Origin of the sequence: Peptostreptococcus russellii, from assembly GCF_003012055.1 — a bacterium.
In the GTDB taxonomy this organism is placed as follows: Bacteria; Bacillota; Clostridia; order Peptostreptococcales; family Peptostreptococcaceae; genus Peptostreptococcus; species Peptostreptococcus russellii.
The window spans coordinates 1-16333 of record NZ_JYGE01000002.1 but is presented as its reverse complement, the minus strand read 5'-3'; the positions used below and the strand labels follow the sequence as shown (position 1 = coordinate 16333).

11 protein-coding genes are annotated in these 16333 nt (G+C 30.3%); 5 read left to right on the top strand and 6 right to left on the bottom strand.

Annotation, left to right across the window (positions count from 1 at the left end; all coding sequences use genetic code 11):
• Nucleotides 1-3: 3 nt before the first annotated feature.
• The 3 genes from sufB to UF10_RS01000 form a co-directional block, all read right to left on the bottom strand.
• A complete protein-coding gene (sufB, locus tag UF10_RS01010; RefSeq protein WP_106775994.1) occupies nucleotides 4-1425 on the bottom strand; it encodes a Fe-S cluster assembly protein SufB in 1422 nt (473 codons plus the stop codon).
• Nucleotides 1415-2179 carry a Fe-S cluster assembly ATPase SufC gene (gene sufC, locus UF10_RS01005; RefSeq protein WP_106775993.1) on the bottom strand — a complete coding sequence of 255 codons (765 nt, stop codon included), beginning with the start codon at nucleotides 2177-2179 and terminating at the stop codon, nucleotides 1415-1417. Before sufC ends, sufB begins: the two co-directional genes overlap by 11 nt.
• Before the next feature lie 568 nt (nucleotides 2180-2747).
• Nucleotides 2748-4079, bottom strand: a complete 1332-nt coding sequence (locus UF10_RS01000; protein WP_106775992.1) for an MSCRAMM family protein — start codon at nucleotides 4077-4079, stop codon at nucleotides 2748-2750.
• A gap of 500 nt (nucleotides 4080-4579) precedes the next feature.
• Between UF10_RS01000 and UF10_RS00995 the strand changes: the two genes are divergently transcribed.
• Nucleotides 4580-5272: a class A sortase gene (locus UF10_RS00995; protein ID WP_106775991.1), complete on the top strand. Its 693-nt coding sequence runs from the start codon at nucleotides 4580-4582 to the stop codon at nucleotides 5270-5272.
• Nucleotides 5273-5568: 296 nt separating this feature from the next.
• Nucleotides 5569-7116, top strand: a complete 1548-nt coding sequence (locus UF10_RS00990) for a hypothetical protein (RefSeq protein ID WP_106775990.1) — start codon at nucleotides 5569-5571, stop codon at nucleotides 7114-7116.
• 470 nt (nucleotides 7117-7586) lie between these two features.
• Here UF10_RS00990 and UF10_RS00985 read toward each other — a convergent pair whose 3' ends face one another.
• Nucleotides 7587-8966 carry an MATE family efflux transporter gene (locus UF10_RS00985; protein ID WP_330403876.1) on the bottom strand — a complete coding sequence of 460 codons (1380 nt, stop codon included), beginning with the start codon at nucleotides 8964-8966 and terminating at the stop codon, nucleotides 7587-7589.
• Nucleotides 8967-8980: 14 nt separating this feature from the next.
• On the bottom strand, nucleotides 8981-9823 hold the full coding sequence (locus UF10_RS00980) for a DUF5685 family protein (protein ID WP_106775989.1): 843 nt from the start codon (nucleotides 9821-9823) through the stop codon (nucleotides 8981-8983).
• A 358-nt stretch (nucleotides 9824-10181) separates the two neighbouring features.
• Between UF10_RS00980 and aroF the strand changes: the two genes are divergently transcribed.
• Nucleotides 10182-10988, top strand: a complete 807-nt coding sequence (gene aroF, locus UF10_RS00975) for a 3-deoxy-7-phosphoheptulonate synthase (RefSeq protein ID WP_106775988.1) — start codon at nucleotides 10182-10184, stop codon at nucleotides 10986-10988.
• A gap of 365 nt (nucleotides 10989-11353) precedes the next feature.
• Here aroF and UF10_RS00970 read toward each other — a convergent pair whose 3' ends face one another.
• Complete coding sequence (locus tag UF10_RS00970) at nucleotides 11354-12409, bottom strand: PocR ligand-binding domain-containing protein (protein ID WP_106775987.1); 1056 nt, start codon at nucleotides 12407-12409, stop codon at nucleotides 11354-11356.
• A gap of 507 nt (nucleotides 12410-12916) precedes the next feature.
• On the opposite strand from UF10_RS00970, the gene UF10_RS00965 reads away from it, so the two are divergent.
• Nucleotides 12917-14050 (top strand): glycerol dehydrogenase, encoded by a 1134-nt coding sequence (locus UF10_RS00965; protein ID WP_106775986.1) that lies wholly within the window; start codon nucleotides 12917-12919, stop codon nucleotides 14048-14050.
• Nucleotides 14051-14453: 403 nt separating this feature from the next.
• Nucleotides 14454-16217, top strand: coding sequence for a dihydroxyacetone kinase subunit DhaK (dhaK, locus tag UF10_RS00960; protein ID WP_106775985.1), 1764 nt, complete (start codon nucleotides 14454-14456; stop codon nucleotides 16215-16217).
• The last annotated feature ends 116 nt before the right edge of the window (nucleotides 16218-16333 follow it).

Genomic DNA, 16333 nt, shown 5'->3' with positions numbered 1-16333 from the left:
CTCCTAACCTATTGTACCTTCAAGCTCTAGATTTATTAAGTTATTCATTTCTACTGCATACTCTAGTGGTAATTCCTTAGCTATTGGCTCTGCAAATCCTCTAACTACCATTGATTTTGCTTCAGCTTCACTAATACCTCTACTCATTAGATAGAATATTACTTCATCATCTATTCTACCAATCTTTGCCTCATGTCCTAGATCCACATCCTGTGTAGCTATATCAATTACTGGTATAGTATCTGATCTAGACTCTTGATCTAGCATAAGTGACTCACAGCTTACTGTTGACTTAGATCCTACAGCATCCTTTGTAACCTTTACAAGACCTCTGTAAATAGCTACACCGTCACCCTTTGATATAGACTTAGAGTTTACTGTTGAAGATGTGTTAGGAGCTGCGTGAACAACCTTTGTACCAGTATCTAGATACTGACCTGCTCCTGCAAATGTAATACCAGTGAATTCTGATTTTGCATTTTCTCCCTTTAGTATACTCATTGGATATAGACAAGATACCTTTGAACCAAATGATCCAGATACCCACTCTATACTACCATCTTTTTCTACTATACATCTCTTAGTATTTAGATTGTACATATTTCTTGACCAGTTTTCTATTGTAGAATATCTAAGAGTCGCACCTTCTTTTACAAATAGTTCAACTGCACCTGCATGGACATTGACTACATTGTATTTTGGAGCTGAACAACCTTCTATAAAGTGGCAATATGCCCCTTCTTCTACTATTATCAATGTATGTTCAAACTGACCTGCTCCTGGAGCGTTAAGTCTGAAATAAGACTGTAGTGGAACATCAACATTTACTCCCTTTGGAACATAAACAAATGATCCACCTGACCATACTGCATAGTGAAGAGCTGCATACTTATGATCTGCATTTGATATACACTTCATAAAGTACTTTTTCACTATATCTGGATATAATCTAACAGCACTTTCAAAGTCTGTGTATATTACTCCCTGATCTAGTAGGTTTTGCTGTATATTGTGATATACAACTTCTGAATCGTACTGAGCACCAACACCTGATAGATTTTTTTCTCTTTCAGCTTCTGGTATACCTAGCATATCAAATGTATTTTTGATATCTTCTGGAACTTCTTCCCAGTCTCCAACCAATTCAGCATCTGGTCTGATATAAGTTGTTATATCATCTATGTTTACTTCATCAAGATTTGGACCCCAAGTAGGGTTTGATAGTTCATAGAACTTCTTTAAAGAAGCAAGTCTAATCTCTAACATCCAATCTGGTTCATTCTTTTCTTTACTTATCTGAGTAACGATTTCTTCTGTAAGTCCCTTTTCTGTCTTAGACTTATACTTAAATTCATTCTTTACATCATAAACACCACGATCTTGTTCTTCAATCTGTGTTCTCTTTTTTAAATCTTTAGTTTCCATTAGATGAATTCACCTCATCTCTAATCCAACCATAACCTTCTTCTTCGATTCTGTTTATTAAAGATGCATCTCCTTCTTTTACTATCTTTCCGTCTATAATAACATGCACGAATTCTGGTACAACGTTGCTTATTATTTCTTTGTGATGAGTAATTATAAGAACTGCATTATCATCACTCTTATAGTTTTTGATACCTTCTGAAACAACTCTAACAGCATCTACATCTAGTCCTGAATCTGTTTCGTCTAGCATAGCTAGCTTTGGATTAAGAACCTGCATCTGAAGTATTTCAGTCTTTTTCTTTTCACCACCAGAGAAACCGTAGTTCATATATCTAGCAGCATATTCTGGCTTCATCTGAAGCTCATTCATTCTCTTTGATAAATCCATATTAAATCTAAGCACAGAAACTGGCTTTCCATCAACTGAAGACTTTGAAGTTCTTATAAAGTTTTCAACACTTATACCTGGTACTTCTATTGGAGACTGGAATGACATAAAGATACCTCTTTTGGCTCTTTCGTCAGCAGCAAGAGCTGTTACATCCTCTCCTTCAAATATTATCTGTCCTGATGTTACTTTATACTTTGGATTACTCATTATCGTATTTACAAGAGTAGACTTACCAGAACCGTTTGGTCCCATTATTACGTGAGTCTCCCCTTTTCTTATTACAAGGTTTACATTTTTTAATATATCTTTTTCCCCTACCTTTACGCTAAGGTCTTTTATTTCTAATAAAATATCGCTCACTAAATTCACATCCCTTTCATTTATATTATAAATTTATTTTAATTTAAGTTTTATACAAGACTATATTACTATGATTACCCAAAAAAATCAATTAATCTCGACTAATTTACTAGGATTTATTTTATTTTTTTTTATTTCATCAAAAAAAGACCGAAAATCATCATTTTTTGCCCTTTATTTTTTAAATTTTCAGAATTTTTAACTTGTTTTTATTATAATTTTTTATTTCAATTTCTATATTTCCATTCTTTATAAACAAGAAATTGTTTTTCCTACTTACAATATAAAAAGGCAAATAATTTTGAATTTAAGCTGGATTTTTATAAAAACAAATTAAAATATTTTATTTTTTATAGCTTAAAATTTTTTATTTCTTGTTTTTTAGGGTGTTTATTTTTTAATTTTTATACATTTTATTTTTTGTTTTGATATGTTTTATTTTGTATTTACTTTCTTGCTTTTAGATATTTTATATTATATTTATTTTCGGATTTTTAGGTGTTTATATTTTGTTTTTATATATTTATTTCAATAAAATACGACACCCGATTAGATGTCGTATTTCCAATTATTTCCAATTATTTTTCTTTTTCTTGGCTGCTAAAGCTATACCCGCACATACAAGAGCTATACCTGCAAAAGCGTATACTTTTGTATTTACAAATCCAGTCTTTGCTAACTTTGAAGAAGATGGGCTACTTGTTCCCTTTTTTGTATTTGAAGAATTTGCAAGAGATCCATCAGAGTTTACTTGCAACTTTAATACTTGATCTCCTATTTTTCCCTTTTCAACAGTAAAATCATGATGTTTTGCTGAAGAATACTCACTTAACTTATAATAATATTTTCCTGGAGCTAGATATAATACATTATTTTCAGTTATAGCCTTACCTACAGTAGCATCATTAGGACTAAGATATCCATCACTGTTAGTTTTACCGTTATAAACCTGCTTACCAGTAGATGATAAATATACAGCTATTCCTTGCTTAGATAAAGGCTTATCTGTCTTTTTATTGATAACTCTAATTTTTACACCTGTTTCTCTGTCTTTTATAGATTCATTATCATTTTCTCCAGTAGTTTGAGATCCATTGTTTCCATTTCCTGTATTGCCACCATTTGTGTCTGCTATATCATGTGCAAAGTTGACTCTATAAGTTGTTCCTACTCCCTTTTTTGATATTGAAATATATTGATCCTTTTCTATCTTTTTATAACCTTTAACCGCTTTATTTTCTCTAATCATATATTCTCCAACTGGAAGTACAACTGTTCCCCTATACATCTCCACATTATCAGCAGTAATCATGTATCCATCAACATCTGAAGAGAAAGTTGCTATACTCTGATACTTGCCATCAGAATCCTTTTTAAATAACTCTATTTCAACATCAGGTACTGCCGATCCATTTCTTTTATCAGATGATCTTATTATCAACTGTCCATGACTTGTTGGGAACTTTCTATCAGAAGTATTGATAGTCGAAAATCCACCTTCAGTAACAAGAAATGACTCTGTTGAAGTGTTTATCATATAGTTATTTGGAGCCTTAGTTTCAACAATATAATATGAGCCTACTGGAAGATTCAAATTTCCATCTGAATCAACAACATTCTTTGAATAATTCTTGTCTATACTCTTAAAGCTATTAGGATCTAGCTTACCCTTATCATTAGTAGTAACTGTAAATATCTTCTTATCTGACATACCATCTTTATTTATCTCATAAAAGTCATATACCGCACCCTTTACTCCATTTCCAGAGTTGTCCTCATCTACCTTTAAAAACTCAACGCTTTCTGCAAATGCTGAATTTGTAGTGTTCATTGGAATAGTCATCGGTATTGCAATTGCCAATGCTGCCAATAAACTTAAAATTTTCTTCTTGTGTTTCATATCTTGCATCTCCTTCCAAACAATTAAATTAATCTATCATAAATGCTTTATTTCATAAAATCTTGCAAAAATAATCCATATACATTTTAGTGCTTAACAATTTGTATTAATGTTTATATTCTGTAAAATTAATATAATTACCCTCTTCTAGACTTTATTTAATATATTGATAATACAAGAACAACGTACACTTATACCTAATAACATAATACCATAAAAATATGTTTTTTAAAATATCTTATTGTATAAAAGTTATTGATATCCATACTATTTAAGGCAATTGCTATAGCTTTTATAAAAGAAATTTCCTTTAAATAAAAATATTACTTCATTGATTTTCAACTTTCATCAAAGGCTTTATTTTATATATAATATATTTAAAATATTTAATAGTCAGCTAGCCTTGTGTAATGATATAATGATATGTAATAGTATGACAATATTTATTTTATTAAAAATAGAGAGGGGGATAGAGCTGATATTTATCAATTAGAAGTATTATGCCTAAACATATGAAAAAAAAGCTATCTATTATACTTATATTGGCCGGTATTTTGATATTCTCTTTACCTGCTATTTCTTCTATGCTTCTTGAAAAAAATAATGAATCAGTTAAAATTGACGAACTATCAACTCAGGAACTTGAGAAAAACGCAAATAAGGGTGCAAAATCCTATGATCAATCTAAAATTGAGCCAATAGATATAAACGGTGTAATCTTAAATAGGGAAAAGGCTGATATGAGTATGGTTGTCGGTCAGCTAGTTATTCCATCTATCAATAAAAATATTGCAATTTTTGATGGCTTGGAAAATAATAGTTTGATGTACGGTGCCTGTACTATGAAGCCCGATCAAAAAATGGGTCTTGGTAATTATTCCTTGGCGGGTCACTACTGTAAAAATGACAAAGTTTTATTTGGAGGTCTTTTTAATATAAAAAATGGAGACGTTATTAAACTTACAAACAAAAAAAATATCTATGAATACGAAACCTACAAGACAATGAAGGTGGATGATTCAAGAGTTGACTTAATAAATGACGGCTTGATCAATTATGGAGATGGAAAAGCAATCGTATCTTTGATGACTTGTTACAAAGATGAGGAAGGCTATAGATACTTTGTTGTCGGTAAGTTTAAAAAGCTGTATCCTTATAGCGAGTCTAGAATGTTAGAAGGAATAACTGAATAGTTATCTATAATTTTCAATTATTAAAAGATTTTATTAGTATAGATAATATTTATATAACTATTTTTATAACTATTTTTATAACTATTTTTATAACTATCTTTATAACTATCTTTACATAATTATTTTATATATTTTTTAAAACGATTTTTGTACACTGTTTTTTTAAATGACTTTTGTACACTATTATTATAATTGTTTTTTATAAATAATCATTCTTTATGTAAGGTGATTTTATACAACTGCCTTTTATAAATTTGCTTGTCGGTATAAAATTTTATATTTGGAGGTGAGAGAAAATGAAACTACTCAAGAAATTAAGTTTTTTTTCATTATTTCTATCAATTTGTATGGTTCTGTCTGCCTGCAATCTTAAGGGGGAAGAATATCGCAATAAAACTTCGAATTCAAAAGTTGAAACTGTAAACTTTAAAGATGATTCAAAACTAGCTAAAGATACAATCAATCTTTCAAAAACTTTTGGATTAAAAGATGTTAAGTCAATAAAAATAAACTATCAAGGATATGCTTCTGTTGGTAGCTCAAAAGGAAGCTCTAATAATAAAAACTCAAAAGCAATATCTGACTATATAGTTTGGGGTAAGGAGATAAAAAGTAATGACCCTTATGTTATCAATCAAATCTTATATTACTTGAACTATACAGAAAAGGTTAAAAGTGAGAAAAATTATAATGACGAAATTAATAGGCTAAATTCTGACCTTAAAAAAATAAAAGAAGGAGATATGTTAGCCAATAAAGAAAAGCTCAAAAAATATCAAGGCTATCCAATCTACAATGGCAGTAAAAAAATAACGCCTGAAAAGTTTAATCCTGTTATTACTCTCAAAAGTTCTGATGGGAATAAAGTCGATATTCCATTTTTATTGGACAGCAGTGAATCTGTGGTTCTTATAGATAATAATATCAAGGCTCTTTCAAGATATGCAACTGTCTATCTTGAAAATCTAATAGATCAAGATGATATTAATACAGAATTTTCAAGTGATATTTATAAGATTGCAAAGCAAAACAAGTTAAAGATAAACTTCCGAGGAGAAGATTTGGAATTAAAACTTCCAAAAGATTTTAAAGAAGATACTTACGGAGATAGATACAATTTATTCTGGGCTTATGTAAACGATCTTTTAAAAACAGAAAATGACAGCAAAGATGGCTTGGAAAAATATAAAAACCAAAAAATTGTCCTGGAAAAATACTATGTAAGTAAGGCTAATTTTTCTAGCCTAAATTATGATAATGAAAAAAAATCATATTATAAGATTAATGATCCTGCTGCAATCGTAGCCATAAGAGTTAATGATAAATTAATTGGAAAATTTATGTATGGAATATCTTATCCACAAGATGTTGTAAGATTGGATGGTAAAAATCTTATGGAAGTAACTAATAAAAGTTACTCCGATTGGTTGTCCACTATAATGAGAAATGATGAAGACTCACAAGAATTAGCAAAGCTTTCTAGTGTAGATTTAATAAAAAAATACTACACTATGCTTGATGCGGGAGACAATAATGCTAATAAATTATGGTTAGCTGAGTTGTCTGCAGTGAGCGGAAAAGTTAGCCAGCAAGTAAATCAAGAGGTTGATGAATTTAAAGACAATGTAGAATATTTATTGATAGGTGATATCAAAAAATCTGAAATAGACGCTTCTTCTCTAGAGGCTATCACTCCTGAAGATCATATAGAAAGCTTTACTACAGATATTGATGTAAAGTTTAAAAAAGAAATATCTATTTTAAATGGACAAGACTCCCCTATTATAACACTTGTAAAGTTAGACAATAATAAAGGATATAGAATAGTTGGAAAAGGCCACTAGATTTTTGATTTTAAATAAGGTACTGAGATATCTTTATGAAAAATACAGTAGGAAAGTTTCTATATAATCTAGGTGCTTATACTCAATAACTTTATCTTTTAAATAAAAAAGAACCGAAAATAATCGGTTCTTTTTTTATTTCTTCTATTTTTTATAACTATAATTATTTCTCATATTTTTAACTAGTTTAAGCCATTTTCATATCTTTTTATATACTATCTTTTGATTACTTCTACTTTTATGATTTTTTATTATTCTCATATATTTTTCTTGCTTTTATATATTTTATTACTTTTATGTCTTCTATTGCTTTTATATCTTTTATACTTTTATTTATTTATGTCTTTTATTGCTTTCATATTTTTCTATTACTTTTTTATATTTATATATTTTATATTACTTATATTATTTTTCTCTGCTTCTCTTTTATAAAAAATCTATTAATTTTGATTAACATCTAAAGATAAGATCTAATTAAGAAGTTTATTTCCTTCAATTTTATCTATATCTATCAATAATTTTCTAAGATAGTAAACACTCAATATTACTGCTAAAGCCTCTGCTATTGGCATACTCCACCAGACCATATCTACATTTCCTGAAAGTGAAAATATATATGCTAAAGGAACTAATATAAACAACTGCCTTGTAATAGATATAAGCATTGAAAGTACTCCGTTTCCAACTGCTTGAAATACACCAGAGCATATAATACTTACTCCTGCTAATATAAATGATAGACTGAAAATTCTAAAGCATACTACTCCCATACTCATCATCTTTTCTGATGCACTAAACATCATTAAAAGAGGTCTTGGAAATACTTGCATAATAATTGTTCCTACTACCATCACAACTGTTCCATATTTTAAGCCAGTAAATATACACTCTTTCATTCTATCTATTTTTTTTGCACCATAATTGTAAGCTACTATTGCTACCATACCATTATTTAAACCAAATATTGGCATATAAATAAACCCTTGTAATCTATAATATATTCCTAAAAGTGCAATTGCAGTAGTTGAAAACTTTGAAAGTATTCTATTGTAGCAAAATACTGTTACTGATGCTATAGATATCATAACAATTGACGGGATACCTACTTTGTATATATTTTTTACTATTTTTGCATCTAACTTCATAAATTTTGGAGAAATTTTTACTTCTTTATTAAATTTTAAACAAAAGTATATAACACTCATAGCGCCTATCCATTGGGATACAACTGTTGCAATAGCTGCACCTGAAAGCCCCATCTTTGGCATTCCAAACCATCCAAATATTAATATTGGATCCAAAACGATATTTAAAACAGCACCTATACACTGTGCAATCATCGTGTACATAGTTTTTCCAGTAGACTGTAATATCCTTTCAAACATAAGATGCATAAATATACCCAAAGAACCCATACAACAAATTTGTTGATATATAGGTCCCCTAGCAATTATCTCTGCATCACTAGTCTGTAATCCTATTATAGTTTCTGAAAAAAACAAACCAATAAAGAAGAAAACTACAAAGCTTAAAAATGCTAATACAATACCATTATTTGCTGCTTTATTTGCTTTGTTATAATCTTTTGCTCCTAAACTTCTAGATAAGTAGGAGTTAACACCTACTGCAGTTCCTAACCCCACTGCCATCATAAACTGTTGCAGCGGCAAGGCCAAGGCAACAGCAGTTATCGCTCCCTCGCTAATTTTTGATACAAATATGCTATCTACCAAATTATATAAAGACTGCACAAGCATCGATATCATTATCGGAGCCGATACATTCATAATTAATTTATTTATAGGCATATTTTCCATTTTATTTTCAGTTTCTTTAAGACTAATAGCCAATTAATCACCCCTATTTATTTCATATTTTCTTCCTTAGTATTTTTATTCATAACTCCCCTATATCTCAAATAAACGCCTGAATAAATAATATTATTGATAATCCCATTATTAACTTTTATATCTAAAGATACAATTGCATTTTCCAATCTAGAAAGACACATCATTATCAATTTATCTACCCTCTTTTTAAGAAGTTCCCTGTCATCACTGGCTTCCTTAAATGGATTATAGTCTCCTGATTTAATATCCTTATCCAGATCTTCATAAGCATCCATAATATAGATATATTTACCTATATTAAAACCAACTTCTCCCAGTCTTACAGAGTACTCATCTTCTTTATATGTAAAGATTTCCTTCATCAACTCCCCAAATGTATTAGAAGTTTTATCTATACTGCTAGAGTTTTCCTCTTCAAGTTTTGAAAGATCTTTTAGCTTGGATTTTATAATTTCAGACTTTTGAGGATATTTTTCATAAGCTGTTTTAAAACTTTTAGAAAACATAGCCCTAGCCATTTTATCCTTTAAATCTCCTCTATCCATCACATCATCTTCTAGCTTATAGTATGTAAGCAGTATATTCATAGCTGCAGCATACTCTGTAAACTCATTTGACATATGCTTTTTCTTTTTAATTGGATTCACTATACATCTTTCATGGTATATATCTGATTTAGCTTGATACACACTTGTCAGTATCAGTATTAAAAAAGTTATATCATAATTAATGCTCAATCTAGAAAGCTCCGTATGATCACTTTTTAATTTTTTGCAAAGTCCACAATAATATGCCTTATAATGTTCATACTCTCTAAATGTTAAATCCATTTTATTGATTCTTACATAACCGAACATAAATCACCTCAAACTTTCTTTAACTATATACTTTCTAGTATATATGATAGCTGTTGATTTTGTAAACAAAACTATGTCCTTGCCCTCAATACTTTTCTTATATTTTCTGAATATACATTATTAATAATATTTTTTATTAATCTTTAAAATATGATATAATAACTCTATACTTTGTCCAAAGTATGGACTTATTATAATAAAATCAATATGTAATTATGAAATATACTCTGAGATCTGCTAGATCTATGGAAAAACTATCTTTTAAAATAGTATATCCATAGTTTTATTAAAAAATAATCTCATAATATAGATATATAAAATAGTTTTTTGAATTAAAATTTAAGATTTGGAGGAAATAATGATAGATAACATAAAGAAGTCAGGCAGACAATTTCATCCTGAAGACACAATAGTATCTCTAGGAGATGTATCTATAGGCGGAGATGAGCTTACAATTATAGCTGGACCCTGCTCTGTAGAATCTGAAGAACAAATTGTTGAAATTGCAAAAGCAGTTAAAAAGTCTGGCGCTAATATTTTAAGAGGTGGAGCATTTAAGCCTAGGACATCTCCATATGATTTTCAGGGCAAAAAAGCCGATGGAATAAATCTCTTATCACTTGCAAAGAAAGAAACTGGCCTTCCTATTGTATCTGAAATTGTTGGTATAAATCACTTGGATTTATTTGATGATGTAGATATACTTCAGGTCGGTGCTAGAAATATGCAAAACTTTGAACTATTAAAAGAGCTTGGAAAAACAGATAAAGCCATACTTTTAAAGAGAGGTTTTTCTAATACTATAAAGGAACTTTTACTTAGTGCTGAATATATTATGTCTAATGGAAATAACAAGGTTATCTTATGTGAAAGAGGCATTAGAACCTTTGAAACTATGACTAGAAATACGCTTGATCTATCAGCGGTCGCTTTGCTAAAAGAATTGACACATCTACCTGTTATAGTTGACCCTAGCCACGCCACTGGTATTAGTTCTCTTGTTAAGCCTATGTCTTTGGCTTCTGTTGCCTGTGGTGCAGATGGTCTAATGATTGAGGTGCATAACTCACCAGAAGATGCTCTTTCAGATAAGGAACAAGCTATAACACCTTATGAATTTGATGAAATTGTAAAAAATATAAATAAAATTAAAAATGCTTTATAATAAGAAAAATATAAATATGGCAACTAATTTAAGTGAATTGTATGCTAAAAGTTTTTACATAAAAAAAGAGATATAAGAATTCTTATATCTCTTTTTTTATTGCTTTTTTATCTTATTTTTTTTGCCAATCTATTCTTTCTTATTATAATTTTTCGACTTAATTTTTGCTAATCTGATCTTTCCTATTACGACTTTCTAGCTTAATTTTTATCAGCTTGCTCTTTCCTATTGCGATTTTCCAGATCATCTTTTTACTAATTTATTCTTTAATTATAATTTTTCAACTTATTTTTGCCAACTTACTCTTTTTTATTACGATGTTCTAGATCATCTTTTTCTATACTACTTTTGCAGCTCTTATATTTTTAGTCAACTGGAACCGGACAATATTTTTTGTTCAATTCTTTTTTCCTAATAAAGTTTCTATATACTGCTGGGGTTACACCAATATGTTTCTTGAAAACTTTTATAAAATAGCCAGTATCTTTATAAGCTAACATCTCAGCTAACTCAAATACACTTATATCGCTAGTTTCCAACATATTTTTTGCTCTGTCTACCTTTAATTTTGAAATAAACTCAGAATAACTTTCTCCAACTTCCTTTGAAAAAATCCTACTTAAATAACCAACACTAACATGACAATTATCTGCTACTTCTTTAAGAGTTGGATAATTTACCTTGCCAGAGAATATATACTGAAATACCTTCTTCACTACTTCACTGTAATATGTATATTCACCTGTAGTATACTTATTTATTTCATCTAGATCATAATAGTTTTGATTGCTCTTTTCTATTGTAACGTCAAAGGTGCTTTCATTTGATGACTTTACCTTATAAGCGTTTACTATATTATTGGGCAACATATCATTTATTATCTCTTGGACTTTTTCTATTGATTTTTGTTTTTCATTACACATATAGTTACACATAAAATAAAGCATATTTGCAACCATTTGTATCTGAGTAATAGATAATATTGGTAACTTATTATAATCATCAATTAACTTTTGTTTTTCTTCTTCTAGATTTTCTCTGCCAGATGGAGACATTATTACCTCCAACAAATCATCTTCACTATCTGATAGCCTGACTTGACCTGCCATTATAGCTCCTATATACTTATTATCTACAACTACTGGTATTGCTATATCTACAATTGAAAAATGACACTTATATATAAAGGGCTGATTTATTCTCATCGCCTCAAATCCACCTCTTGCATCACACTTTTCACAGAACTTGCCTAATTTTTCATTGTTTCTTACTTTATTACAAAAACTACTACATCCACTATGTTTTGTTACAGATTCTCCGCTATAATTAGCTATGGTAATAGCCAATTTAGTTACATCAACAAGTGCATCCTGTAACTTTTCCCAAGCTTCATTTCCAAATATATCTTCAATTTGAAACATAAAATTACCTCCATTTCATCAGTGATAAGACTTTATCAATCTTATTTGATTTAAATACTATAATAATCGTTATTTTTTGATATTATTTTTTTCTTATTGGGATAAAACTCCCTCTTAAAAAGCTATTATTTCAATAAATCGTTTTCTTATGAGCCATTGATTTTACTAGCTTTGATTGTATAATTATTGAAAAAAACGTTTTTCATAACTTGTTTTTTTATATTACTTACGATGTTTACATTATATACATAAAACTTTGTAAAATCAATAACATTTTACAATTTTTATGTAATAAATACACAATTTTTGCCTTTTAGGAAATAAATTACGATGCTAAAGTATAATTATATGACATCTAACTCTAATGATTAACGTTTTCTCATATGCTATTATGTAGTCAAGGAAAATGTTTCGAACAAGATAAACATCGACCTTAAATCATTAATCGTTAATAAAAATTATTCAAAAAGTTAATTAAATTAGTTCGAAAATTTCGGAGGTAAAAAAATGAGAAAAGCGTTAATATGCCCAACTAAATATGTTCAGGGTGAAGATGAATTATTAAACTTAGGTTACTTTGTTCAGACTTATGGAAAGTCTGCATTACTTATTGCACATCCAGATGATGTAAAGCGTGTTAAAGCACAATTGGATGAAACTGAAAAGAATTTTAATATAACATTTGTAGAAAGTGGTTTTGGAGGACAGTGTTCTCGTCAAGAAGTTGCTCGTCTACAAGAATTAGCAAAAGAAAAAAATTGTGATTGTACAATCGGTCTAGGTGGTGGTAAGGCTATAGATACTGCTAAGTGTGTTGCTGAAGGTGACAATCTTATCATAGTTCCAACAATAGCTGCTACTGATGCACCTACTAGCCACTCTGCAGTTCTATACACTCCAGATGGAGCTTTTGATGATTATGCTTACTTCAAGCAAAGCCCAAGTGTTATACTAATAGACACTCAGGTTGTAGCTAATGCACCTACTCGTTTCCTAGTATCAGGTATGGGAGATGCTCTATCTACTTACTTTGAAGCAAGAGCAAATGTTCAGTCATTTACAAAGGTAAATGCAGGTCTTCCTTGTGGATTCAGAGAAGGAAAGTGCCCAGAAGCTAAGGGAACAAATGCAGCATTTGTATTGGCAAAGGCTTGTTATGAATCATTAATGGAAGATGGAGTAAAGGCTAAGATGGCAAGTGATATGAACGTTGTTACTCCAGCTCTTGAAAATATAATAGAAACTAATATATTCCTATCAGGTTTAGGATTTGAAAGTGGTGGACTAGCTGCTGCTCATGCTATTCACGATGGTCTTACAATATTAGAAGGAACTCATGGTTACTTCCACGGAGAAAAAGTTGCTTTTGGTACTCTTTGCCAGTTAGCTCTTGAAAATGCTCCTATGGAAGAAATAATTGAAGTATTAGACTTCTGCGATGCCATTGGTCTTCCAATGTGTCTAGAAGATATCGGAGTAAGCACAGTATCTGATGAAGAACTTTTAGAAGTTGCTGAAAAGGCTTGTATACCAGAAGAATCTATCTATGCAATGCCATTCCCAATAACAGTAGAATCTGTTGCAGCTTCAATAAAGACAGCTGATGAAATAGGAAAGAAATATAAGGCTGGTCTTTTATAAGAATAAATAAGTAATATATAGTAAAAAATCACATGAGAATATGATTTTTAAATAGATTTACTCAAAATCTTACAAACAATTTAGTTTACATTTAACAATAGAATATATTGCCCGATCTGTATTGAACACTCAATCAATATGGATTGGGCTAATATATATACTTGGTCAGTTTTAGATATAAATATAGTGGCTATTGTCAAAACTATATGAAATGACTTTATTTAAAGTATGCTTTTATTTAATTATAAAGAACTATTTTAATATCTAGACAAAGTTATTCTATAGCTTAGAGTTTTGATTGAGTATTCTAAAGTATAGAATATCTATATCTAAGGCCAATTTAAATTTTAATAAAATTTTATTTTAGGTAAAGAGATCTTAATCTCGCAAGGAGGTAATATAAATGAAAAAAATAATTAATAAGCCTGAAACGGTAGTAATAGAAATGTGTAATGGAATGGCTATGGCCCATCCAGAATTAGAGTTTTTACAGAAATATAAAATATTAAAGAAAAAAGAAATTAATAAAAATAAAGTAAGTCTAATAAGCGGTGGCGGAAGTGGTCACGAACCAGCACATGCAGGATTTATAGGTAAGGGAATGTTGGATGCTGCAGTATGCGGAGATATATTTGCTTCTCCTTCTCAGATACAGATTTACCAGTCAATCAAGGAAACAGCTAGTGATAAAGGTACTCTTTTGATTATAAAGAACTACAGTGGTGATATGATGAACTTTAAAAACGCAGCATATCTAGCTGAAGAAGACGGAATAAAAGTAGATTATGTAAAGGTAGATGATGATATAGCTGTAAATGATAGTTTATATACAGTTGGTCGTCGTGGTGTTGCTGGTACTGTACTTGTTCACAAGGTAGCAGGTGCCGCAGCTGAAAAGGGAATGGAACTTGCTGAAGTTAAGTCAGCAGCTGAAAATGCTATAGCAAATGTAAGAAGTATAGGATTTGCATTTACTTCTTGTACTGTACCAGCAAAGGGTACTCCAACATTTGAAATAGCTGAAGATGAAATGGAATACGGTGTAGGAATACACGGTGAACCAGGAATAAAGAGAGAAAAAGTAATCCCTGCTGATGAACTAGCAGAAAGAATGGTTACTTCTCTAATAGAAGAATTAAACCTAAAATCAGGAGATGAAGCTACTCTTCTTGTAAATGGTTTCGGCGCAACTCCATTACAGGAACTATATCTATTAAACAACTCTGTTAATAGTGTACTTACCGAAAAGAATATAAAGGTATATCGTACTTTTGTAGGAAATTATATGACAAGTATAGATATGGCAGGAGCATCTGTATCTTTACTTAAGATGGATGAACAGTTAAAGAATTTAATAGACTCTGAAAGTGATACTCCAACATTTAAGGTAAATGGTCCTGTTGAAAGCATCCCATATGCAAACATGAAACTTAACGATCAACAAAATGTAGAAGTTAGCCATGAAATGACTGTAGACAGTTCACACTCAATCATCAAAAACAACGAAATAACTCTTGAAAATATGAAGTTTATCGTTGACAAGATGAGTGAATCTATAATCAAAAATGAAGTTCCTTTCTGTGAGTTAGATGCTCATGCAGGTGATGGAGACTTTGGTATGAGTGTTGCAAAAGGTTTCAAGCAATTAAGACGTGAATGGGATGAAATAGTTGAACATTCAAGCAGCAATATAGGTGAATTTTTAGATGCATGCTCAATGGTAATTATGGAATACTGTGGTGGTGCTTCTGGTCCAATCTGGGGATCAGCATTCCGTGCAGCAGGAAAAAATACAGAATCAAAGAAGAAATTAACTACTCTAGAATTTGGTCAGATGATGAAGGCTGCTCTTGAAGGAATTCAAAAGACTGGCGAACGTTCATTTGGTAGAGGTGCTGTTGTTGGAGATAAGACTCTAGTAGATGCTTTAGCTCCATGTGCTGATAGAATTATAGATGTTGCAAATAATGATTCTTCTGTAGATATAATAGATGCACTAAAGGAAGGTGCAAAGGCAGCTGTTACAGGTGCTAAGGAAACTGAAAAGATTGCTGCTCGTATGGGTAGAGCTGGAACAGTTGGAGAAAGAAGTATAGGTTATCCTGATGCTGGTGCATATGGATTAGGAGTAATCTTTACTGATGTTTCTGAATCATTAAGCAAGTAATATCTTATTATTATAGAAAATCTTCATATTATTAATAAACTTATTCATGATAATAAAAAACAGGCTGAGAATGGCCTGTTTTTTATTTTATAAATTTCCTATTCCTATTCCTATTC

Excerpts from the sequence above, each read along its gene's own strand:
- UF10_RS00995 (WP_106775991.1), top strand. The coding sequence starts at position 4,580 with ATGCCTAAACATATGAAAAAAAAGCTATCTATTATACTTATATTGGCC.
- UF10_RS01000 (WP_106775992.1), bottom strand. The coding sequence starts at position 4,079 with ATGAAACACAAGAAGAAAATTTTAAGTTTATTGGCAGCATTGGCAATT.
- UF10_RS00970 (WP_106775987.1), bottom strand. The coding sequence starts at position 12,409 with ATGTTTCAAATTGAAGATATATTTGGAAATGAAGCTTGGGAAAAGTTA.
- UF10_RS00980 (WP_106775989.1), bottom strand. The coding sequence starts at position 9,823 with ATGTTCGGTTATGTAAGAATCAATAAAATGGATTTAACATTTAGAGAG.
- aroF (WP_106775988.1), top strand. The coding sequence starts at position 10,182 with ATGATAGATAACATAAAGAAGTCAGGCAGACAATTTCATCCTGAAGAC.
- UF10_RS00965 (WP_106775986.1), top strand. The coding sequence starts at position 12,917 with ATGAGAAAAGCGTTAATATGCCCAACTAAATATGTTCAGGGTGAAGAT.
- sufB (WP_106775994.1), bottom strand. The coding sequence starts at position 1,425 with ATGGAAACTAAAGATTTAAAAAAGAGAACACAGATTGAAGAACAAGAT.
- dhaK (WP_106775985.1), top strand. The coding sequence starts at position 14,454 with ATGAAAAAAATAATTAATAAGCCTGAAACGGTAGTAATAGAAATGTGT.
- UF10_RS00990 (WP_106775990.1), top strand. The coding sequence starts at position 5,569 with ATGAAACTACTCAAGAAATTAAGTTTTTTTTCATTATTTCTATCAATT.